We start from the raw sequence: 19,522 nt of genomic DNA, 5'->3' as shown, positions 1-19,522 counted from the left end.
TTCGCAGAGAGCGCTAACGCTTCTGCCGCGGCAAGCGTAGATTGCGTTATATCGCGTTTGCGACTCGGCTGTGGCACGACGAGAGGTGGAGGCTGTGGAAGTCCTCATGTGGATGTTCGTCACGTTCCTGATCTTCGTCGTCGCCGTGGTCGCGGCAGTCGTCCTCATCGGGCGAGCGCTCTACCGACGGCTCCGCCGCAACCGGGCGCTCGCAGGTACGGCGTTGCGAACTCGGGCCGGCTTCAGTCGCGGTCCGCAGCGGAAGGTCCTGTTCCTGCGGGTGCGACTCGCGGAGACCCTTGACAGCGGGCAGGCCGCGGTCGAGCTCGCAGGCCACAGCGAAGGCCCGCGCGGCGAGCTCCCGCGACTCTTCCGCCGCATCCAGGAGGAGAGCGTCGCGCTGGATCTGCAGCTGCGACTGCTGGAGAGCGAGACGGACTCCGCCGTGCTGGCCGCGGAACTGCCCGCCGCCGGCCGCCGCGTCGACCAGGTCGCCGCACTGGTGCGTCGACTGCGTTCGGCGGTCGCGTCGGGCCTCGCCGGCTCAACCGACGACTCCCTCACCACGCTGCACTCCGACGTCGACCGCGAGGTCGCCGCACTGCATGCCGGCGTGCAGGAACTGCACCGGCTCAATCGGCGAGACGAACGCTTCGAGCCGACCCGGCCGCCGTCGGCGACCGCCGCCGTCGTTCGAGACAAGGGGATCCGACCATGAGCGACAACACCTCGCGCATCCGAACCATCTTCCGGAGCAAGACCACCAAGGTCCTCAACAAGGTCGAAGACCCGAGAGAGACCCTCGACGACAGCTACGAGCAACAGGTGAAGCTCTTGCAGCAGGTGCGCCAGGCGGTCGCCGAGGTGGCGACGGCGAAGAAGCGCATCGACCTGCAGGGGCAGGAGATGGGCACCCGCTACCAGCGGCTGGGTGACCAGGCCCGTGAGGCATTGGCTCAAGGCCGCGAGGACCTCGCTCGCGCGGCACTCGAACGCCGCGCTCTGCTCGAGAACCAGGTCGCCAAGCTGCAGGAGCAGTACACCGCGCTGCAGAACCAGACGGCGCAACTGCAGGAACGCGAGCGTCGTCTCGCCGAGCAGGTCGCCGCATTCCGCGTCGAGAAGGAGACCATCAAGGCGACCTACACCGCCTCCGAAGCACAGGTGCGTGCGAACGAGGCAGTGGCGGGCATCGGCTCGAACATGAACGACGTCGGCACGAGCCTCGAGCGCGCGCGCGACCGGGTCGCCCAGATGCAGGCACGAGCCGCCGCCACCGACGAACTGCTCGCCAGCGGGGCTCTCAAAGACCTCACCGCGGCCCCGGATGCAGACATCGAGCGTCAGCTGGCTGCACTCTCGGCGAAAGCCGACGTCGATCGTCAACTGGCATCCATGAAGCAGGGCGACACCAGCACGACGGTCGATCGGGGACCCGAGCGCCGTCGCGGCGGTCCCGACGAGTGGCTGGGCATCGGGCAGGCTCCGAACACGCCGTGAGCGACTCGCCCTCGCCGGTGCCCCGCCCGGCGCAGCCGCACTGTCGCTCCGCCCCGAGCGGGAGTACCGTCGAACCAGACGTAAGGAGCAGCACATGACCGATTTCGTCGACCCGCTCGAAGAGCCCCTGGCCTACGACCGCGACAAGCGCAGTGCCACCGACGCCTTCGCCGAGGACTGGTACGCGAAGGCGATGGATGCCGAACGCGAGCAGGACGCTGAGCGCGAGCAAGCCCGCGCCGAGAAGAAGGCGGCGGCCGAGAAGGCCGCGGCTGCGCAGACCGAGGGCGAGGAGCCCGCGGCGGGCACCGACTAGCCGTCGAGGCATCCGCTGCGCAGTGTCGGCGGACGGGTGCAGACTTGCATCATGTGCGGACGCTTCGCGAATGACGCCAAGGTCGATGAACTCATCCAGGAGTTCGTCGCACAGGGCAACGACTACCGCGACTGGAGGCCGCAGTACTCGATCGCACCCACCGAAGTGGTGCCGATCGTGCGTGAGCGGCAGAACAAGGAGACCGGCGAGATCACCCGGTCGATCGACCCGGCCGTGTGGAATTTCCATCCCTCCTTCATGAAAGAGGCGAAGCGGCCCCAGTTCAACACTCGCATCGAGACGGTCGCGACCAACGGCCTCTGGAAGGGCGCGTTCGCGTCCTCTCGCTGCCTCGTGCCGATGCACGGCTACTACGAGTGGACCGGCGAGCCGGGCAGCAAGCGGGCGTTCTTCCTGCACGGCCCCCAGCCGCTGCTCGCCGCGGCCGGCATCTACACCGCCCGCAAGGTCGGCGACGAGTGGGAGGTGTCGACGTCGATCATCACCCGTGAGGCTCGGGATGCCTCGGGCGAGGTGCACGACCGCATGCCGGTGTTCCTCGACCGCGAAGTCTGGGACGACTACCTGGCCCCGGTGAAGCTCGACGACGCCGGCAAGGAACAGATGGTCTCGCTGCTCAATGCGGAGTCCGAGAAGGTCGCCGCCACCATCACGAACTACGAGGTCGACCGTCGCGTCAACAACTCGCGCACCGTCGATCCCGAAGACCCGGCGCTCATCGAGCCGCTCGACTGATCGGTCACCTGCAGGTCCGTACCCGCAACGCGGCGCCGCTGGCAACCCCTGTTCCGTGACGGTGCCGACGGGCGACCATGAGGGAGACCCGCCCGGCACACCGGGGGCCGCGGCGCGAACGGGTCGACCGAAAGGACACCGACATGGTCCAGCAGACGCTGAAGAGCCCCAACGACCTGCTCCACTTCCAGCTCCGTACCGCGATGACGATGGAGAACGATTCGCTCGCGGCGCTGGGTGAACTGCAGAAGGCGGCCAAGACCGCGGAGATCAAGCAGCTCTTCCGTCATCACGCCGACGAGACGAAGGAGCAGATCGCGAATCTGCAGCAGGTCTTCCGCCTCCTCGAGTTCAAGGAGTCGACGGCGCCGTCGCCCAGCACGAAGGGCATCTCCAAGCAAGCGGCGTCGCTCATCGAGCGCAGCGCGCCGAAGCTTCGCGACCAGGTCGCCCTCTCCTGTGCGCTCGGCAACGAGCACTACGAGATCTCGGCGTACCAGTCCCTCATCGTGCCGACGTCGTCGATGGGCATGAGCGACGTGGTGAGCCTGCTGCAGGCGAATCTCGACCAGGAAGTGCACACGAGCGAGGAACTGCAGAAGACGCTGCAGAAGATTCTCGCGTGAACTGAGCTCCGTGCAAAGGTTCCCTTGCAAAGAAGCACTTGCATAAGTGTCTTTGCAAGGGTATCTTTGCATTATGAGCGAAGACGAGACTCCCGAGGCGCAATCCGATGCCACGCTCGGCGGGGCCGCGCTGCGTGCGCTCGCCCACCCGCTGCGCATCCGCATCCTCGATGAGCTCTCGGCCTACGGCCCGCTCACCGCCACCGGGCTCGCCGCGCGGCTGGGCGAGTCGAGCGGGGTCATGAGCTACCACCTCCGGCAGCTGGAGAAGCACGAGCTGGTGCGCGAGGTCACCGCCCGCGGCACCGCCCGGGAACGATGGTGGGAGCGGCGGCCTGGCGGAATTTCGACGCCCGACGCCCGCGTCTTCGCGCCGGGCAGCGCCGAGCGGCTCGCGACGCAACTCATCACGAACGAATGGGTGCGTGGGCGCCAGCAGAACTACCACGAGTTCCTCGTCGAAGGCGAAGCGGCGTTCGAGCCCGAGTGGATCGACGCGGCGGCGAGCCACACCTCGAATCTGCGGCTCACACCCGACGAACTCCGCGCGCTCGTCACCGCGGTCGACGCTGCGATCCAGCCGTTCATCGACCGCTACAAGGCGGACCCGTCGCCGGGATCCAGGCCGGTGCAGATCCACCTCAACGCCTTCCCGCTCGTCAGGGGCGACCCCACCCCGGCCGAAGGCGCAGACGACCGAGACGACCGAACGGAGCAAGAGCAATGAGCGCAGCACTGTCACGACCCGCACCCGTCACCGCGGTGGCGGCCATCCGCATCGGCCGCGCCCTCGAAACGTGGGGCCGCAGGCGTGCACTCCCGCGCAGCCTTCGGCGCGCCGATCAGGCGCGGCTGCAGGCCGAGGCGAGAACGGCGCTCCACGAGCGCGACCGGCTCATCTCAGCGACGACGTTCGCGCCATTCATCTGACGCCGGTCGCGGCGGTCGCGCCGTGCGCCGTCAGACTCGCCGCAGGAATTCGAGCACTCGGTCGGTGACCAGCCTGATGTTCGGGTCATCCGGGTTCGGGTCGACCTCGACGAGCAGGTGCGAGTCGCCCGGGTACATGAACAGCTCCGCGTCATCCGCCCCCGCAACGAGTTCGTGCGCCGCCTCGATGTCACCCTCGCCCACGAAGAACGGGTCGGCGTCGGTGCCGTGGATCTGCAGGGGCACCGCGTCGGGCCACGTCTCGGCGAACTCCCCGAGCGGAATGGCCGAGCTGACGAGCACGGCGCCCGCGGCGCCCGGCCGCGTCTGCGCGAGCTGCTGCGCCGCCATCGCTCCCATCGAGATGCCGATGTACACGAGCCAGTCGGGCAGCCCGTCGGCGGCACGCACGCCTCGCTCGCGCACCTGGTCGAAGCCGATCTCTCGCGCGTACGCGAGGCCCTCGTCGAGGTCGCCGAAGGTGCGCCCGTCGAAGGCGTCGGGCGCCACCACGTTGTGGCCGGCGGCCCGCAACTCGTCGGCGAAGGCATGGAACGAGGGCGTCTGGCCCAGCGCATGGTGAAGGAGCAACACGTCAGCCATGCGGCCATGCTGGTCCTCGTCGCTGCGAGCGTCAAGGGGTCGTGCCGACTGAACGTGGAGCCGCGCGCATCACCCGCACGCTCGAGGCAAGCCATCGGCCGCAGGGCGATGCACACCGACTGGCGGGCCGCCGAACGACAACGGCCCGGAACCTCATCGAGGTCCGGGCCGATTCTGGTGCGCGAGGGGGGACTTGAACCCCCACACCCTTGCGAGTACTGGCACCTGAAGCCAGCGCGTCTGCCAATTCCGCCACTCGCGCACGCGTGGAGCACCGAAGTGCGTCCAACCACGAGAGACTAACATCTCGTGGGCGGCAAAGCCATTCGAGTGCGGCCCGAAGGCGCGGCCCCGACCCTCAGTGATTCCTTGGAGTCTGCGTTCTGCCTCGCGCTGGCGAGCCGCACGGGAATAGCATCGATCAGCGGGTTCCGGTGCCCCGACCGACGCGACGAAAGGACCGCCCGTGACCTCGCCTACCGATGCCTCCTCGGCCGATGACGGCTCCACGCGCAACCCCATGCACGACGACGTCGACCTCCGCGGCATCCGCGGCTACCTCTTCGACCTCGACGGCGTGCTGACGCCGACCGCCGTCGTGCACATGCACGCGTGGGCGCGCCTGTTCAGGCCGTTCCTCGAGCAGCACGATGCCGAGCCGTACACCGACGACGACTACTTCGCCTACATCGACGGCAAGCCCCGCTACGACGGGGTGCGCAGCCTGCTCGAGAGCCGGGGCATCGTCGTGCCCGAGGGCGAGGTGACGGATGCCCCGGCGCTCGACACCGTGCACGGCCTCGGCAATCGCAAGAACGAGGCCTTCAACATCACGCTCGCCGAAGAGGGAGTGACGGCGTATCCCGCGAGCGTCGCGTTCCTCGACGCCGTCGAGCGGGCGGGCGCGAAGGTCGCCGTCGTCTCGAGCTCGAAGAACGCGCCGGCGGTGCTCGCCGCAGCTGGGCTCGCCGACCGCTTCGACGTGGTCGTCGACGGCGCGGTCGCGGCCCGCGACGGCCTGCCCGGAAAGCCCGAGCCCGACACGTTCGAGCGAGCCGCCGAGCTCATCGGCCTGCCGACCATGGCCTGCGCCGTCGTCGAAGACGCGGAGTCGGGCGTCAAGGCGGGAGCCGCAGGAGAGTTCGGTATCGTCATCGGGGTCGATCGCGGGGTCGGTCGCGCCGCCCTCGAAGAACTCGGCGCCGATGTCATCGTCGACGAGCTCGACGAGCTCATCCCGGCGGTGCAGCGCGCAGCCGGGGCATCCGATATCGAATTCCCCACGAACGACGCCACCCCCACCAACGACCCGAGCACCACCCGAGAGGAACCCGAATGAGGTTCGCCGACCACGACCCGCTGAACCGCAGCCGATTCCCCATCGACGAGTGGGCGCTCGTCGAGAACGAGTTCGGCGTCGACGACATGGGCCGGACCGAGACGCTCTTCGCCGTCGGCAACGGGTATCTCGGCCTCCGTGGCAACGTCGAAGAGGGTCGCGACGGCCATATGCACGGCACGTTCGTGAACGGCTTCCACGAGACCTGGCCGATCCGGCACGCTGAAGAGGCGTTCGGGTTCGCGCGCGTCGGGCAGACGATCGTCAACGCGCCTGACGCCAAGATCATCCGCCTGTACGTCGACGACGAGCCGCTCGTGCTCACCGAGGCCGAACTCCTCTCCTATGAGCGCCGGCTCGACTTCCGCCTCGGAGCCCTCAGCCGCTCGATCGTGTGGCGCACCCCTTCGGGCAAGCGCGTGCTCATCACGAGCCGCCGCATGGTGAGCTTCACCGACCGGCACCTCGCGGTCATCGACTACGAGGTCGAGATGCTCGACTCCGATGCCGCGGTGACCATCTCGAGCCAGATCCTGAACCGTCAAGACGGGCGCGACGAGTACCGCGCCGGCGTGCTCGAGGCCCCCGGAGCCTTCGACCCCCGCAAGGCGGAGCAGTTCAACGAACGGGTCCTCCAGCCCCGCGTGAAGCGGCGCAACGACAGCCGGTACCTGCTCGGCTACCAGACCACCAACTCGGGCATGGCCATCGCCATCGCGGCCCAGCACATGATCACCACCGACAACGAGTTCACCGAGTCGGGTTCCGTCGAAGACGACCTCGCGAAGCACGCCTACCGCGTGCACGCCAAGCAGGGCCAGCCCATCAGGCTCACGAAGATGGTCAGCTACCACACGGCCCGCAAGGTCCCGGCGCGGGAGCTGGCCGATCGCAGCGACCGCACCCTCGATCGCGCGGTGGAGGTGGGCGTGGGCGAGCTGTTCGCGCAGCAGCGCGCCTGGCTCGACGACTTCTGGACCCGCTCCGACGTCGAGGTCTCGGGGCAGGCGGCGATCCAGCAGGCCACCCGCTGGAACCTGTTCCAGCTCGCACAGGCCACCGCCCGCACCGACGGCGGCGGCGTCGCCGCGAAGGGCGTCTCCGGCTCGGGCTACGGCGGCCACTACTTCTGGGACAGCGAGGTCTACGTCCTTCCGCACCTCAGTTACACGGCGCCGATCGTCGCTCGCAACGTGCTGCGATTCAGGCAGCGGATGCTCGGCGCCGCCCGCGCCCGGGCGCTCGAACTCAACCAGCACGGGGCCCTGTTCCCGTGGCGCACCATCAACGGACAGGAGTCATCGGCGTACTACGCCGCGGGCACCGCGCAGTACCACATCGACGCCGACATCTCCTACGCGCTGTGCCAGTACGTGGCCGCCACGGGCGATGAGGACTTCCTGGGCCGCGGCGCGATCGACATCCTCGTCGAGACCGCACGCATGTGGGAGGACCTCGGGTTCTGGCGGTCGAACGCCGACGACGTGTTCCACATCCATGGTGTCACCGGCCCCGACGAGTACACGACGGTCGTGAACGACAACCTGTACACGAACGTGATGGCACGGGCGAACCTCGCGGCTGCGGCATCCGCCGTCGACAACCTGCAGGTGCTCGATCCGATCGGCTACCACCGGCTCGTCGAGCGCCTCGGCGTCACGCCCGCCGAGGTCGCGAGCTGGCGGCGCGCGGCCGCGCACATGCACATCCCGTTCGACGAGCAGCTCGGCATCCACCCCCAGGACTCGGCGTTCCTGCAGAAGGAGCTGTGGGACCTCGAGAACACGCCCGAAGACCGACGGCCGCTGCTGCTGCACTACCACCCGCTCGTGATCTACCGCTTCCAGGTGCTGAAGCAGGCCGACGTGGTGCTCGCGCTGTACCTGCAGGGCGACCGGTTCACCACCGAAGAGAAGCGGGCGAACTTCGAGTACTACGACCCGCTGACGACCGGCGACTCGACGCTCTCGGCGGTCGTGCAGTCGATCGTCGCGGCCGAGGTCGGCTATCACGAGCTCGCGATGCGGTACTTCCGCTCTGCCCTGTTCGTCGACCTCGCCGACCTGCACCACAATGCCGCCGACGGCGTGCACGTCGCGTCGACGGGCGGGGTGTGGAGCTCGCTGGTGTCGGGCTTCGGCGGCTTCCGCGACCACAACGGCGTCTTCAGCTTCGACCCGCGGCTGCCCGACGGCTGGGATCGCCTCACCTTCCGCATCACGCTGCGCGGCACGCGGCTGCGTGTCGTCGTCGACGCCGTGTCGATCACCTTCACGGTCGAGGCGGGTGCCGAAGCGAGGGTGCGGGTGCGGGGCGTCGAGGTCGTCGTGACGTCGGCATCCCCGGTGTCCGTTCCGCTCGACGGCCAGGGGCCGCGCCTCTACGGGTCGCCGACGATGCGCGACGTCACGGGATCGAGGCGAGCCGATGGCACGCTGCTCACCGCGTCGATCCCGACACTGTCGCTCGATGTCGACGAAGCCGATTCGGCGATCCCCATCGACTGATCACGAGTCTTTTCAGGCCTTCGGGCTACCATGTCACACAGTCAAGAACCGGAGCGGGAGACCTGTGGGCCTACTGGACAACTTCGAGAAAGGTCTCGAACGTGCCGTCAACGGCGCTTTCGCCAAGACCTTTCGCTCGGGGCTGCAGCCCGTCGAGATCACTGCGGCCCTGAAGCGCGAGATCGACACCAAGGCGGCGGTCGTCTCACGCGACCGCGTGCTGGTGCCGAACACGTTCAGGGTGCGCATGGCGCCGGCCGACCACGATCGCATGGCGAGCCTCGGCCCGGCCCTGATCGACGAGCTCGTCGACCTCGTGCAGAAGCATGCGGCGAGCCAGCGCTTCCAGTTCGCCGGCGGCATCACCATCGACCTGCAGGCCGACCCCGCGCTCACGGTGGGCATAGTGCAGGTCGATTCGCGCAACGTCAAGGGCCAGGTCGCCTGGACCCCGGTGCTCGACGTGAACGGCAAGCGGTACCCGATCCTCAAGGGCCGCACGGTCCTCGGCCGTGGCAGCGAGGCCGACGTCACGCTCGACGACACGGGCGCCTCACGTCGCCACGCCGAGGTGCAGTGGGACGGCAGCCGGGCGCGCGTGCGCGACCTCGGTTCCACGAACGGCACCCAGTTGAACGGCGCCCCCGTGAAGGAGGCCGTCCTCGAACCCGACTCGGTCATCACCATCGGCCGCTCGCGCATCGTGTTCCGCGTGCTCGCGCAGGCCCCGGCCGGCGAGTCGCCCCGACGCGTCGACCCAGCCACCGAGCGCCACGACATGGGTGGATTCTGGGGGCCGGCCGAATGACGACCCCATCCGAGCTCACGCTGCTCGCCCTCCAGATCGGCTTCCTGCTGCTGCTCTGGGTCTTCATATTCGCCATCGTGTACGCGCTCCGCAGCGACTTGTTCGGCCAGCGCGTCCGCAAGCTGCAGCCGGATGCCCCGGCCGCGGCGCAGGTCCCGGCATCCGCGTTCCCCGCCTCCCCGGCCGCGGCCTCGCCTGCGCCGCCGACCGCGCCCGTCGCGCGCCCGGCGGCCTCGCACGGCGGCGGAACCGGCGAGCTCGCCTCCACCGAGAATGCCACCCGGCTCGTCATCACGAGCGGCACCAAGGCCGGGGCGGAGTTCCCGCTCGGCCACGATGAGATCACGATCGGCCGGTCGAGCGACTCGGCCATCATCATCCGAGACGATTACACGTCGACGCACCACGCCCGTCTCATGCTGTGGAACGGGCGCTGGATGATCCAAGACCTCGACTCGACGAACGGCACCTTCCTCAACGGCTCCCGAGTGACCGTGCCGACCCCCATCCCGCTCGGAGCCACCGTCAAGGTCGGGGCGACCACGTTCGAGCTGCGACGGTAGCCCGGTGGCGACTGTCAAGGCGAGCGCCGCGGTCTCGCACGTCGGCCGGATCCGCTCGAACAACCAGGATTCCGGTTATGCCGGCCGCACGTTGTTCCTCGTCGCCGACGGCATGGGCGGCCACGCCGGCGGCGATGTCGCGAGTGCGATAGCGACCCGCCGCATCGCCGAGGCCGACTCCGACTACGACAGCACGACCGAGGCGGCCGCCGCTCTCGAGGGCGCACTCGTCGCGGCGAACCGCCAGCTCGCGGCGACCGTCGCCGACCACTCCGAGCTCACCGGCATGGGCACCACGGTGAGCGCGATGATCCTGCAGGGCGACCGCGTGGTCATCTCGCACATCGGCGATTCGCGCATCTACCTGCTTCGCTCGGGCGAGTTGAGCCAAATCTCGACCGACCACACCTTCGTGCAGCGACTCGTCGACGCCGGACGCATCACCGCCGAGGAGGCGATGGTGCACCCCCGGCGCTCGGTGCTGATGCGAGTCCTGGGCGATGTCGAGGCGTCGCCCGAGATCGACTCGATGGTGCTCGACACCCGAGCGGGCGATCGCTGGATGCTCTGTTCCGACGGGCTCTCCGGGGTCGTCGCGTTCGACGAGATCCTCGAGCTCATGTCGGCCGACGCCGGCGCGAAGCAGGTGGCCGACCGGCTCGTGAAGGCGTCGCTCGACGGCGGCGCCCCCGACAACGTGACCGTGGTCGTCGTCGACATCGGCGAGCCGCCGGCACCGGCGACGCCGCCGCTGATCGTCGGCTCCGCGGCGGCGCCGCTCGCGATCGGCCAGCTCGAGCCGGTGCGCGCCCGCGGCATCCGCCTCACCCCCTTCCGGCCGCACCCCGTGCAGGAGACGCATTTCGAGCCCGACTCGGCCGACTACTTCGACGAGCTGATCGAAGAGGACGCGCGCCGACGCCGACGGCGCCGCTTCGTGTGGACGTTCTGGATCGTGCTGCTCATCGCGGCCATCGTCGCCGTGTTCGTGCTCGGCTACCAGTGGACGCAGACCCGCTACTACGTCGGCGAGTCGAACGGGCGAGTCGCCATCTTCCAGGGCATCCAGCAGAACCTGGGCCCGATGTCGCTGCACGAACTGCACACCGAGACCGACGTCGACGTGGCCGACCTCCGCACGTACGACCAGCAGCGGGTGGAGCAGACGATCAGCGCGGGATCGTTCTCCGAGGCCTACCGCATCGTGCAACGACTGGAGGACTCCCTTGAGTGACCTGACCGGCACGCCGGTCGCCACCGGCACGCCCCCAACCGGCGTCCGACGCATCCGGATGCCGCAGCGGCTGCGCAATCTCGAGTTCTGGCTGCTGCTCGTGGCCTGCTTCATCAACGCCGGCGCGATCGTGCTCGTGCAGCTCGGGGCACTCGGACGCGTCGACACGCAGCTCGTGCTGCTCGGCGCCGGCCTCTCGGCGCTCGTCTATGGCCTGCACATCGCCATGCGCTTCGTCGCCCGCGACGCCGACCCGTTCCTGCTGCCCATCGCCACCGTGCTCAACGGGCTCGGCATCGCGATGATCTACCGCATCGACATCGCCGAGGGCGACGTCGGCTGGGAGAGCGCCGCGGTTCGGCAGATCGCGTGGAGCGCCATCGCGATCATCTGCGCGATCGCGACGATCGTCGTCATCCGCAACCACCGCGTGCTGTTCCGCTACACCTACCTCGCGGGTCTCGTGGCGATCGTGCTGCTGCTGCTCCCCCTCGTGCCCGGCATCGGCCGCGAGCTGGGCGGTGCCCGCGTGTGGATCGGATTCGGCGATATCGCCACCTTCCAGCCCGGCGAGATCGCGAAGATCGCCCTCGCCGTGTTCTTCGCGGGCTACCTCGTGCGCAACCGCGACTCCCTGTCGATGGTCGGCACGAAGTTCCTCGGCATGCAGTTCCCCCGGGCCCGCGACCTCGGCCCGCTGGTCGTGGTCTGGGCGTTGTCGATGGCCGTCATCGTGTTCCAGCGGGACCTCGGCACCGCACTCCTGTACTTCGGGCTCTTCCTCGTGATGCTCTACGTGGCAACGAGCCGGCTCTCGTGGGTCGTGCTCGGCCTGAGCCTGTTCCTCGGCGGTGCCATCATCGCGAGCCAGACCCTCGACTACGTGGGCAATCGCTTCGCGAACTGGCTCGACCCCTTCAACGCCGAGCGGTTCGACCAGGAGTTCGGCGGCAGCTACCAGGTCGTGCAGGGTCTCTTCGGGCTCGCCAACGGCGGGCTCATCGGCACGGGCTGGGGGCAGGGGCGGCCGGACATCACTCCCGTACCGCAGAGCGACTACATCATCGCGAGTCTCGGCGAAGAACTCGGGCTCGCCGGCATCTTCGCGATCCTCGCGCTCTACCTGCTGTTCGTCGCGCGGGGATTCCGCATCGGATTCGCGGGCCAGGACGACTTCGGCAAGCTCCTCGGCGTGGGCCTCGCCTTCGTCGTGGCACTGCAGGTGTTCATCGTGGTCGGCGGCGTGACGCGGGTCATCCCGCTCACCGGCCTCACCACCCCGTTCCTCGCCGCGGGCGGCTCGTCGCTCGTGGCGAACTGGATCATCGTGGCGTTGCTGCTGCGCCTGTCCGATACCGTCCGCAACCATCCGAGGCTGGTGATCGACGGATGAATCGTGAACTCAAGCGGGTCTCGATCCTCGCGCTCCTCATGTTCGTCACCCTGTTCGTCTCGTCGACGATCATCCAGTACGTGCAGGCCGAGGCGCTGTCGGCCGATCCTCGCAACTCCCGCACGCTCTTCGAGAGCTACTCGGTGGAGCGGGGACCGATCCTCGTCGGCGGCGAGCCGATCGCCTACTCCCAGCCGTCCGACGACAACTACAAATTCCAGCGCATCTACGCGAATGGCCCGCTCTACGCGGGGCTCACGGGCTACATCCCCGTGAACGGCGAGGCGACCGGGCTCGAGCGATCCTTGAACGACTACCTGAGCGGGCAGTCCTCGAGCCAGTTCTTCGACCAGATCAACCGGCTGATCTCCGGGCAGGACCCGATGGGGGCATCCGTCGACGTCGCCATCGACCCGGTGCTCCAGCAAGCCGCGTGGGACGCGCTCGGCGACTACGCCGGCGCGGTCTACGTCAGCGAGCCGTCGACCGGACGCATTCTCGCGATGGTCACGAAGCCCACCTACGACCCCAACGCACTCGTGGTGCACGACAGCGCCCAGGTGCAGGCGACGTACGAGGGGCTCCTCGCTGATCCGACGGACCCGCTGTTCAACCGGGCGACCGGTGGCGACATGAATCCGCCCGGATCCACCTTCAAGCTCGTCGTCGTCGCGGCGGCGCTCGAGTCCGGCCGGTACACTCCCGAGTCGACGTTCCCGAATCCGCCGACCCTCCAGCTGCCCGGCACCGACACGATCGTTCGCAATTCCGGCGGCGGCACGTGCGGGCCGGGCGCCGTGGTGACGCTCGCCGACGCCCTGCGACTCTCGTGCAACATCCCGATGGCCGAGCTGGGCATGGAGCTCGGTGACACGGCGATCCGCGAGCAGGCGGAGAAGTTCGGGTTCAACTCCGAGTTCGAGATCCCCACCGCCACCGAGGTGAGCACCTACCCGCGCGTGCTCGACGAGCCGCAGACCGGGCTCAGCGCCTTCGGCCAGGGCGAGGGGCTTCGCGCCACACCGATGCAGATGGCCATGGTGTCGGCGGCGATCGCGAACGGCGGCATCGTGCTCCACCCGAATCTCGTCGACGAGATCACGGCCCCCGACTTCGCTCCGTTGCAGGAGTTCGAGCCGAGGGAGTTCGGCCGCGCGATCAGCGAGGAGACGGCGAACACGATGGTGCAGATGATGGTCAACGGCGTCGAAAACGGGGCCGCGAGTAATGCAAGAATAGACGGCGTCAGCGTGGCCGGTAAGACGGGTACAGCAGAGAACGGCGAGAGTGACCCGTACACTCTCTGGTTCACAGGTTTTGCCCCCGCCGACGACCCTCAGTATGCAATCACGGTACTCGTGGAAGACGGCGGGGGACTTGGTCAGGAGGGGTACGGCAATCTCATCGCCGCACCCGTCGCAAAGCAGGTACTAGAGGCGGTGCTGAACAAATGAGACCGAGCGCAGGGCTCACCTTCGGGGGGCGCTACGAACTGCAATCCCGCATCGCGATCGGCGGGATGGGCGAGGTGTGGGCAGCCACCGACCTCGTGATCGGCCGACAGGTCGCCATCAAGATCTTGAAAGACGAGTACCTCGGCGACCCCGGCTTCCTCGAGCGCTTCCGCGCCGAAGCGCGCCATGCCGCCCTCGTGAACCACGAGGGCATCGCCAACGTCTTCGACTACGGCGAGGAGGAGGGCAGCGCCTATCTCGTCATGGAGCTCGTGCCCGGCGAAGCGCTCTCGACGATCCTCGAGCGCGAGCACGTGCTCTCGACCGACAAGGTCCTCGACATCGTCGCGCAGACCGCCGCGGCCCTGCAGGCGGCGCACGCCGCAGGCCTCGTGCACCGCGACATCAAGCCCGGCAACCTCCTCATCACCCCCGACGGGCGGGTGAAGATCACCGACTTCGGCATCGCACGCATCGCCGACCAGGTACCCCTCACGGCAACCGGCCAGGTGATGGGCACGGTGCAGTACCTCTCACCCGAGCAGGCCTCGGGCCACCCCGCGTCGCCGACGACCGACATCTACTCCCTCGGCATCGTCGCCTACGAGGCGCTCGCCGGCCGCCGCCCCTTCACGGGTGAGTCGCAGGTCGCCATCGCGATGGCCCAGATCAACGAGACGCCGCCCGATCTCCCGGTCACCGTTTCCGAGCCCGTGCGCAACCTCGTGTACGCGTGCATCGCGAAGAACCCTGCCGACCGTCCGCCCTCGGCAGCGCACCTCGCCCGAGCCGCAACGGCCCTGCGTCGCGGCGACGTGCAGGCCGCTGCCGCTGCCGTGCCCGCCGTCCTGGGCGCGGCCGGCGCCACCGCCGCGACGATGCTCATGCCGCAGCAGGGTGCCACCGCCGCGACCACGGTGTTGCCATCGGCGGGGGGCATGACGACCGAGACGGTCGTCGACGAGCCCGAGCCGAAGAAGCGCAGCCCGTGGACGTGGCCGCTGATCGTGCTCATCGCGATCCTGGCGATCGTGCTCATCGGCACGATCATCGCGCTCGCGCTGAACTCGGGCAACAACGGGTCGCCATCGTCGTCAGCGGGCTCGCCGGCGACTCGGTCGACTCCCGCTAGCCCGCCGCCCTCGTCGCCGAGCGTCGCCCCCACGAGCGACGCACCCGAGACGATCCAGATCGACCGCAATACGTACATCGGCATGAACGTCGACGAAGCGGCCGCGGCGATCGAGGCCCTCGGCCTGCCCACGACCCGCGTCGAGGGTGCCGCCGCGACCGAGCCGGCCCTCGCGAACACCGTCTCCGACGTCAACCCGAGCGGCCCCGTTCCTCCGGGCACGACGATCGAGCTGACCTATCTCGGCGCGCCCATCCCTCCGAGTGCGCCGGGTGCAGCGCCCACGGTCGACCCGGCCGAGGTCGCTGCCGGTGGTCTCGTCAAGGTGAGCTGGCCGGCGGCGAGCTGCCCCTCAGGCCTGTCGGTCACGGGCTACGAGGTGGCGGTCACCGGCGATGCCACGCCGCCTAGCCCAGTCGGGGCCGGAACGACGACGGTGAACGTGCAGGCGGGGACGCAGCCGTTCGACGTCACGTACCGCTACTTCTGCGGCCCATTCGACTCACCGTTCTCGCCCGCCGCTTCGGTGACCATCGAACAGTGAGCACGGGGCGGAGCTGAGACGAGACGACCATGAGGACGGAGCTGCAGTGACCGATGAAGGACGCGTGCTCGCCGGACGGTACCGCGTGGGCGCGCTCATCGGGCGCGGCGGGATGTCCGACGTTCACCTCGGCTCCGACACCCGCCTCGGCCGCCAGGTCGCGATAAAGCTGCTGAAGCCGCAACTGGCGACCGATCCTGCGTTCCGCATGCGCTTCCGTCAAGAGGCGCAGTCGGCCGCGCGCATGGCGCATCCCACCATCGTGCGGGTCTTCGACGCGGGCGAAGAGACCGTCATCGATCCCGCCGGTCAAGAGGTGCAACTGCCCTTCATCGTCATGGAGCACGTCGAGGGCCGTCTCCTCAAGGACATCATCCATGACGGTCCGCTCGAGGCGGCGGCCGCCGTGCGCGTCATCGACGGCGTGCTCACGGCACTCGAGTACTCGCACCGCGCCGGTGTCGTCCACCGCGACATCAAGCCGGGCAACATCATGATCACCACCACCGGGCAGGTGAAGGTCATGGACTTCGGCATCGCGCGGGCGGTTTCAGACTCGTCGACGACAGTGGCGCAGACCACCGCCATCCTCGGCACCGCCTCGTACTTCTCGCCCGAGCAGGCGAAGGGCGAGACCGTCGACGCCCGCACCGACCTCTACTCCACCGGGGTCGTGCTGTTCGAGATGCTCACCGGCCGGCCGCCGTTCCGCGGCGAGACGCCGGTCGCCGTGGCCTACCAGCACGTGAGCGAGCGCCCGGTCAAGCCGAGCGTCATCAACCCGAAGGTCTCGCCCGCACTCGACTCGGTCGTGCTGCATGCCCTCGCGAAGGACCGCAACCAGCGGTACCAGACCGCGGCGGAGTTCCGCGGCGACGTGGACACCGCGGCATCCGGTCGCATCCCGGCCCGGCGCGAACCAGACCAGGCCACCCTGCTCTTCGGCACCCCGACCGGTTCGATCTCGACCTCGGAGCTCGCACTTCGCCAGCTCACCGAAGACGAGACCATGACCCGCACCCAGCGCCGCCCGCCGGCCATCTGGATCTGGTCAGGCATCGTCGCCGTCATCGTCATCGTCATCGCGGTCATGTACTGGGCGTTCAACCTGCAGCCGAGCGATGACCTCCCGTCGAATGCACGCGAGATCCCGACCCTGACCGGACTCACCTACGAGCAGGCCGCGGGGCAGCTCCAAGAGCTCGGGCTGCCTGCCACGCCGATCGAGGCGACCGACGACACCGTGCCGAGCGGCGAGGTCATCCGCACCGATCCGCCCGCGGCCGAGATCGTCGACGTCGGCACCACGGTGAGCGTCTACGTCTCCACCGGCCGCCAGCCGGTCGTCGTGCCCGACGTGCGCAACAAGGCCCTCGACCAGGCGAAGGCCGATCTCGAGGCGGTCGGATTGGTGCCAGGTCTCGAGACCCGCGAGAACTCGCCCACCGTCCCGGCTGACACCGTGCTCACGACCACGCCTGAGGCGAGCGCCTCGGTGCCCGTGGGCTCCACGGTCGACTTCCTGATCTCCAGCGGAAAGGTCACGCTGCCCGACCTCACCGGCCAGACGCTGGCGGCGGCGACGTCGTACCTCTCCGCCGAGAACCTGCAGCTGACCGCGATTCCGAAGCCCGACGCCTCGTGCAAGGCGCAACAGGGCTCTCCGGTCATCCGGCAGTCGCTGGCACCCGGCGACGTGCCGCAGCGGTCCGAGGTCGAGCTGAGTTACTGCGCCGGCTGAGTCGTGCGCACGAGCGGGTTCAGGTGCATCGCCCGTTCGCGGGCTTCAGGCAGGCCGGCGACCGCCAGCCAGTTGCCGAGCATGCGGTAGCCCCCCTCGGTGAGCACGGACTCGGGATGGAACTGCACCCCGTAGATGGGCGCGCGCTCGTGTCGGAGGCCCATGATCACGCCGCCCTGCGTTCGGCTCGTGATGACCAGCTCCGACGGCACGGTGCCGTCGACCACCGCGAGCGAGTGGTACCTGGTCGCGGTGAACGGCTGCGGCACGCCGTCGTAGAACGCGCTCTGGTCGTGCGTGATGCTCGAGGTCTTGCCGTGCATGAGCTCATCGGCGTTGGTGACCACGGCGCCGAACGCCTCGGCGATCGCCTGATGCCCGAGGCACACGCCGAGGATCGGCTGGCCCGATGCGAGCGCCGCCTCCACGACGGGGATCGAGACGCCCGCGTCGGCCGGCTTGCCGGGTCCGGGCGAGATGAGCACCGCGTCGTACTCGCCGATGCGCGACGGCACGTCGGCAACCGCGATCGCATCGTTGCGCACGACCTCGGTCTCAGCGCCGAGTTCCTGGAGGTAGCCGTTCAGGGTGTAGACGAAGCTGTCGTAGTTGTCGATGACGAGGACGCGGGTCATTCACTCCACCGTGACGTTGATCGGATTGAGGACGCCGTCGACCCAAGGGAACACCCAGGTGAACAGCGCGAAGACCATGGCAGCGATGAGCAGCAACAGCAGGATGATGCGCAGCCACACCGGGCCCGGCAGTACACGCCAGAGGGCACCGTACATGTCAGCTCTCCCAGGTTGCGACGATGGGGGCGATCTCGGCCGGCGGGCCCGCGGCGATCGGCTGCCACGACTCGAGCACGCCGTAGGCGATGATGCGCTCGGCCGTCGAATACAGGGGGTTGCAGCTCGTGAGCGTCACGATGCGATCGGTGGGCTGTAATTCGGGATGGTGAGGCACTGCCGCGAGCACATCGACCGTGTCGGGCGTGACGTACTCGAAGTCGCGGAACCGGTAGGTGTACCAGCCGTCCCTCGTCTGGATGTAGATCGCGTCGCCGAGCTGCAGCTGCTCGATCTCGTGCATGCCGCCGCCGTACGCGCTGCGGTGCGCTGCGATGGCGAAGTTGCCGACCTCGCCCGGCATCTGCGTGTCGGGGTAGTGACCCACGCCGAGGTCGAAGCTGTTGAGCACGTCGAGACCGTAGCCTTCGGCGATGTTCCGTTGGCTGTCTTCGCCGAAGCGTGGCACGTACATGACGGCGAACGCGTCGCCGTTGTCGTACCGGGTCGTGTCGACGAGTGGTTCGCCGTAATCGGCCGGCGCCGGGGGCGGCGCGTCGCCGCGAGCGGCCCGCTCCTCTTCCGTCCACTTCGCGCTGAGGTCGGATGCCGCGCTCGATTGCTGCCCGGCCATGATGGCGTCGTTCCACCAGAGCTGCCAGCCGAGGAACAGCAGGATGAGCACGCCGGCCGTGAGCAGCAGCTCGCCCAGCACTCCCACCACACTCACTCGCGGGTGCTCACCTGGTTCGTGCGGCGCCCTCGGCCCGCGACCGCGCGCGCGGTGGGCTTCGGGCAGCGACTCGGACATATCCGCGATTCTACTCGGCGCATCTTCGGCCGCGGTGTGCGAGCCCGCCGCACTCGGATAGAATCGCCCGCATGGCACGTACGAAATCATCGAAGCCCGCGCGCGCAGAACAGGTGAGCGGCGAAGAGGCCCCGAACCCCGTGTGGTTCAAGCCCGTCATGTTCGGCTTCATGCTGCTCGGACTCGCCTGGATCATCGTCTTCTACGTGAGCCAGGGTCGCTTCCCCATCGCCGATCTCGGCTCGTGGAACATCCTCATCGGCTTCGGCATCGCCTTCATCGGCTTCCTCATGACCACCCGCTGGCGCTGACCGACTCCGGTTGACACGCACGAATGGGCGGATGCTGCGGCATCCGCCCATTCGCATGTCCGGCGCTGGCGCCGCGTTCGACGCGCGGTTTTCCACAGGTGTCGACAATCAGCTGCGGCCCGTGTCCCCTGAACTGGCCACAACTACAGGCGTGTAACTCTCC

21 protein-coding genes and 1 tRNA gene are annotated in these 19,522 nt (G+C 68.6%); 17 read left to right on the top strand and 5 right to left on the bottom strand.

Annotated elements, in window-relative coordinates; translation table 11 throughout:
- Positions 1-94: 94 nt before the first annotated feature.
- From QFZ26_RS08420 to QFZ26_RS08390, 7 genes are all read left to right on the top strand, one after another.
- Positions 95-718, top strand: coding sequence for a hypothetical protein (locus QFZ26_RS08420; RefSeq protein WP_307041097.1), 624 nt, complete (start codon positions 95-97; stop codon positions 716-718).
- Positions 715-1,500: a PspA/IM30 family protein gene (locus QFZ26_RS08415; RefSeq protein WP_307041095.1), complete on the top strand. Its 786-nt coding sequence runs from the start codon at positions 715-717 to the stop codon at positions 1,498-1,500. Before QFZ26_RS08420 ends, QFZ26_RS08415 begins: the two co-directional genes overlap by 4 nt.
- Positions 1,501-1,594: 94 nt before the next feature.
- Entirely contained in the window at positions 1,595-1,816 is a 222-nt protein-coding gene (locus QFZ26_RS08410; protein ID WP_307041093.1) for a hypothetical protein, read from the top strand.
- Positions 1,817-1,867: 51 nt separating this feature from the next.
- The gene (locus tag QFZ26_RS08405) at positions 1,868-2,572 is read left to right on the top strand and encodes an SOS response-associated peptidase (protein ID WP_307041091.1); all 705 of its coding nucleotides are present in this window, start codon (positions 1,868-1,870) and stop codon (positions 2,570-2,572) included.
- 143 nt (positions 2,573-2,715) lie between these two features.
- Positions 2,716-3,198: a YciE/YciF ferroxidase family protein gene (locus QFZ26_RS08400; protein ID WP_307041090.1), complete on the top strand. Its 483-nt coding sequence runs from the start codon at positions 2,716-2,718 to the stop codon at positions 3,196-3,198.
- Between the two features lie 73 nt (positions 3,199-3,271).
- The gene (locus tag QFZ26_RS08395; RefSeq protein ID WP_307041088.1) at positions 3,272-3,925 is read left to right on the top strand and encodes a winged helix-turn-helix domain-containing protein; all 654 of its coding nucleotides are present in this window, start codon (positions 3,272-3,274) and stop codon (positions 3,923-3,925) included.
- Complete coding sequence (locus QFZ26_RS08390) at positions 3,922-4,128, top strand: hypothetical protein (RefSeq protein ID WP_307041086.1); 207 nt, start codon at positions 3,922-3,924, stop codon at positions 4,126-4,128. Before QFZ26_RS08395 ends, QFZ26_RS08390 begins: the two co-directional genes overlap by 4 nt.
- A 30-nt stretch (positions 4,129-4,158) precedes the next feature.
- On the opposite strand, the gene QFZ26_RS08385 is transcribed toward QFZ26_RS08390, so the two are convergent.
- A complete protein-coding gene (locus QFZ26_RS08385) occupies positions 4,159-4,731 on the bottom strand; it encodes a dienelactone hydrolase family protein (RefSeq protein ID WP_307041084.1) in 573 nt (190 codons plus the stop codon).
- A gap of 175 nt (positions 4,732-4,906) precedes the next feature.
- Positions 4,907-4,993: transfer RNA gene (locus tag QFZ26_RS08380), tRNA-Leu, on the bottom strand.
- Positions 4,994-5,251: 258 nt separating this feature from the next.
- Between QFZ26_RS08380 and QFZ26_RS08375 the strand changes: the two genes are divergently transcribed.
- The 9 genes from QFZ26_RS08375 to pknB all read left to right on the top strand — a co-directional run bounded on the left by QFZ26_RS08375 (position 5,252) and on the right by pknB (position 17,446).
- Entirely contained in the window at positions 5,252-6,070 is an 819-nt protein-coding gene (locus QFZ26_RS08375; protein WP_307045001.1) for an HAD family hydrolase, read from the top strand.
- A complete protein-coding gene (locus QFZ26_RS08370) occupies positions 6,067-8,577 on the top strand; it encodes a glycoside hydrolase family 65 protein (RefSeq protein ID WP_307041082.1) in 2,511 nt (836 codons plus the stop codon). Before QFZ26_RS08375 ends, QFZ26_RS08370 begins: the two co-directional genes overlap by 4 nt.
- A gap of 64 nt (positions 8,578-8,641) precedes the next feature.
- Entirely contained in the window at positions 8,642-9,385 is a 744-nt protein-coding gene (locus QFZ26_RS08365; protein WP_307041079.1) for an FhaA domain-containing protein, read from the top strand.
- Positions 9,382-9,948, top strand: coding sequence for an FHA domain-containing protein FhaB/FipA (locus tag QFZ26_RS08360; protein ID WP_307041077.1), 567 nt, complete (start codon positions 9,382-9,384; stop codon positions 9,946-9,948). Before QFZ26_RS08365 ends, QFZ26_RS08360 begins: the two co-directional genes overlap by 4 nt.
- A 4-nt stretch (positions 9,949-9,952) precedes the next feature.
- On the top strand, positions 9,953-11,182 hold the full coding sequence (locus QFZ26_RS08355) for a PP2C family protein-serine/threonine phosphatase (RefSeq protein ID WP_307041076.1): 1,230 nt from the start codon (positions 9,953-9,955) through the stop codon (positions 11,180-11,182).
- A 58-nt stretch (positions 11,183-11,240) separates the two neighbouring features.
- Positions 11,241-12,575 carry an FtsW/RodA/SpoVE family cell cycle protein gene (locus tag QFZ26_RS08350; RefSeq protein ID WP_307044999.1) on the top strand — a complete coding sequence of 445 codons (1,335 nt, stop codon included), beginning with the start codon at positions 11,241-11,243 and terminating at the stop codon, positions 12,573-12,575.
- Positions 12,572-14,029: a peptidoglycan D,D-transpeptidase FtsI family protein gene (locus QFZ26_RS08345; RefSeq protein ID WP_307041074.1), complete on the top strand. Its 1,458-nt coding sequence runs from the start codon at positions 12,572-12,574 to the stop codon at positions 14,027-14,029. Before QFZ26_RS08350 ends, QFZ26_RS08345 begins: the two co-directional genes overlap by 4 nt.
- Positions 14,026-15,705, top strand: a complete 1,680-nt coding sequence (locus QFZ26_RS08340) for a protein kinase domain-containing protein (RefSeq protein ID WP_307041073.1) — start codon at positions 14,026-14,028, stop codon at positions 15,703-15,705. Before QFZ26_RS08345 ends, QFZ26_RS08340 begins: the two co-directional genes overlap by 4 nt.
- A 46-nt stretch (positions 15,706-15,751) precedes the next feature.
- Positions 15,752-17,446, top strand: a complete 1,695-nt coding sequence (pknB, locus tag QFZ26_RS08335; RefSeq protein WP_307041071.1) for a Stk1 family PASTA domain-containing Ser/Thr kinase — start codon at positions 15,752-15,754, stop codon at positions 17,444-17,446.
- On the opposite strand, the gene QFZ26_RS08330 is transcribed toward pknB, so the two are convergent.
- From QFZ26_RS08330 to QFZ26_RS08320, 3 genes are read right to left on the bottom strand one after another with little or no spacing between them, the layout of a single operon-like run.
- A complete protein-coding gene (locus QFZ26_RS08330) occupies positions 17,431-18,081 on the bottom strand; it encodes an anthranilate synthase component II (RefSeq protein ID WP_307041069.1) in 651 nt (216 codons plus the stop codon). The two genes, pknB and QFZ26_RS08330, sit on opposite strands and share 16 nt — an antisense overlap.
- A complete protein-coding gene (locus QFZ26_RS08325; protein WP_307041067.1) occupies positions 18,082-18,237 on the bottom strand; it encodes a hypothetical protein in 156 nt (51 codons plus the stop codon).
- 1 nt (position 18,238) lies between these two features.
- Positions 18,239-19,048, bottom strand: a complete 810-nt coding sequence (locus QFZ26_RS08320) for a class E sortase (protein WP_307041065.1) — start codon at positions 19,046-19,048, stop codon at positions 18,239-18,241.
- A 71-nt stretch (positions 19,049-19,119) separates the two neighbouring features.
- Between QFZ26_RS08320 and QFZ26_RS08315 the strand changes: the two genes are divergently transcribed.
- Positions 19,120-19,359, top strand: a complete 240-nt coding sequence (locus QFZ26_RS08315; protein ID WP_307041064.1) for a cell division protein CrgA — start codon at positions 19,120-19,122, stop codon at positions 19,357-19,359.
- Positions 19,360-19,522 lie beyond the last annotated feature (163 nt).

This window comes from Agromyces ramosus (assembly GCF_030817175.1).
Classification (GTDB): Bacteria; Actinomycetota; Actinomycetes; order Actinomycetales; family Microbacteriaceae; genus Agromyces; species Agromyces ramosus_A.
The sequence above is the reverse complement of the archived record's forward strand: the minus strand, read 5'-3'. Positions and strand labels throughout refer to the sequence as shown.

Bases quoted from the DNA above. Each gene is read 5' to 3' on its own strand.
- QFZ26_RS08415 (WP_307041095.1), top strand. From the start codon at position 715: ATGAGCGACAACACCTCGCGCATCCGAACCATCTTCCGGAGCAAGACC.
- QFZ26_RS08410 (WP_307041093.1), top strand. From the start codon at position 1,595: ATGACCGATTTCGTCGACCCGCTCGAAGAGCCCCTGGCCTACGACCGC.
- QFZ26_RS08405 (WP_307041091.1), top strand. From the start codon at position 1,868: ATGTGCGGACGCTTCGCGAATGACGCCAAGGTCGATGAACTCATCCAG.
- QFZ26_RS08400 (WP_307041090.1), top strand. From the start codon at position 2,716: ATGGTCCAGCAGACGCTGAAGAGCCCCAACGACCTGCTCCACTTCCAG.
- QFZ26_RS08395 (WP_307041088.1), top strand. From the start codon at position 3,272: ATGAGCGAAGACGAGACTCCCGAGGCGCAATCCGATGCCACGCTCGGC.
- QFZ26_RS08390 (WP_307041086.1), top strand. From the start codon at position 3,922: ATGAGCGCAGCACTGTCACGACCCGCACCCGTCACCGCGGTGGCGGCC.
- QFZ26_RS08385 (WP_307041084.1), bottom strand. From the start codon at position 4,731: ATGGCTGACGTGTTGCTCCTTCACCATGCGCTGGGCCAGACGCCCTCG.
- QFZ26_RS08375 (WP_307045001.1), top strand. From the start codon at position 5,252: ATGCACGACGACGTCGACCTCCGCGGCATCCGCGGCTACCTCTTCGAC.
- QFZ26_RS08370 (WP_307041082.1), top strand. From the start codon at position 6,067: ATGAGGTTCGCCGACCACGACCCGCTGAACCGCAGCCGATTCCCCATC.
- QFZ26_RS08360 (WP_307041077.1), top strand. From the start codon at position 9,382: ATGACGACCCCATCCGAGCTCACGCTGCTCGCCCTCCAGATCGGCTTC.
- QFZ26_RS08350 (WP_307044999.1), top strand. From the start codon at position 11,241: ATGCCGCAGCGGCTGCGCAATCTCGAGTTCTGGCTGCTGCTCGTGGCC.
- QFZ26_RS08345 (WP_307041074.1), top strand. From the start codon at position 12,572: ATGAATCGTGAACTCAAGCGGGTCTCGATCCTCGCGCTCCTCATGTTC.
- QFZ26_RS08340 (WP_307041073.1), top strand. From the start codon at position 14,026: ATGAGACCGAGCGCAGGGCTCACCTTCGGGGGGCGCTACGAACTGCAA.
- QFZ26_RS08330 (WP_307041069.1), bottom strand. From the start codon at position 18,081: ATGACCCGCGTCCTCGTCATCGACAACTACGACAGCTTCGTCTACACC.
- QFZ26_RS08325 (WP_307041067.1), bottom strand. From the start codon at position 18,237: ATGTACGGTGCCCTCTGGCGTGTACTGCCGGGCCCGGTGTGGCTGCGC.
- QFZ26_RS08320 (WP_307041065.1), bottom strand. From the start codon at position 19,048: ATGTCCGAGTCGCTGCCCGAAGCCCACCGCGCGCGCGGTCGCGGGCCG.
- QFZ26_RS08315 (WP_307041064.1), top strand. From the start codon at position 19,120: ATGGCACGTACGAAATCATCGAAGCCCGCGCGCGCAGAACAGGTGAGC.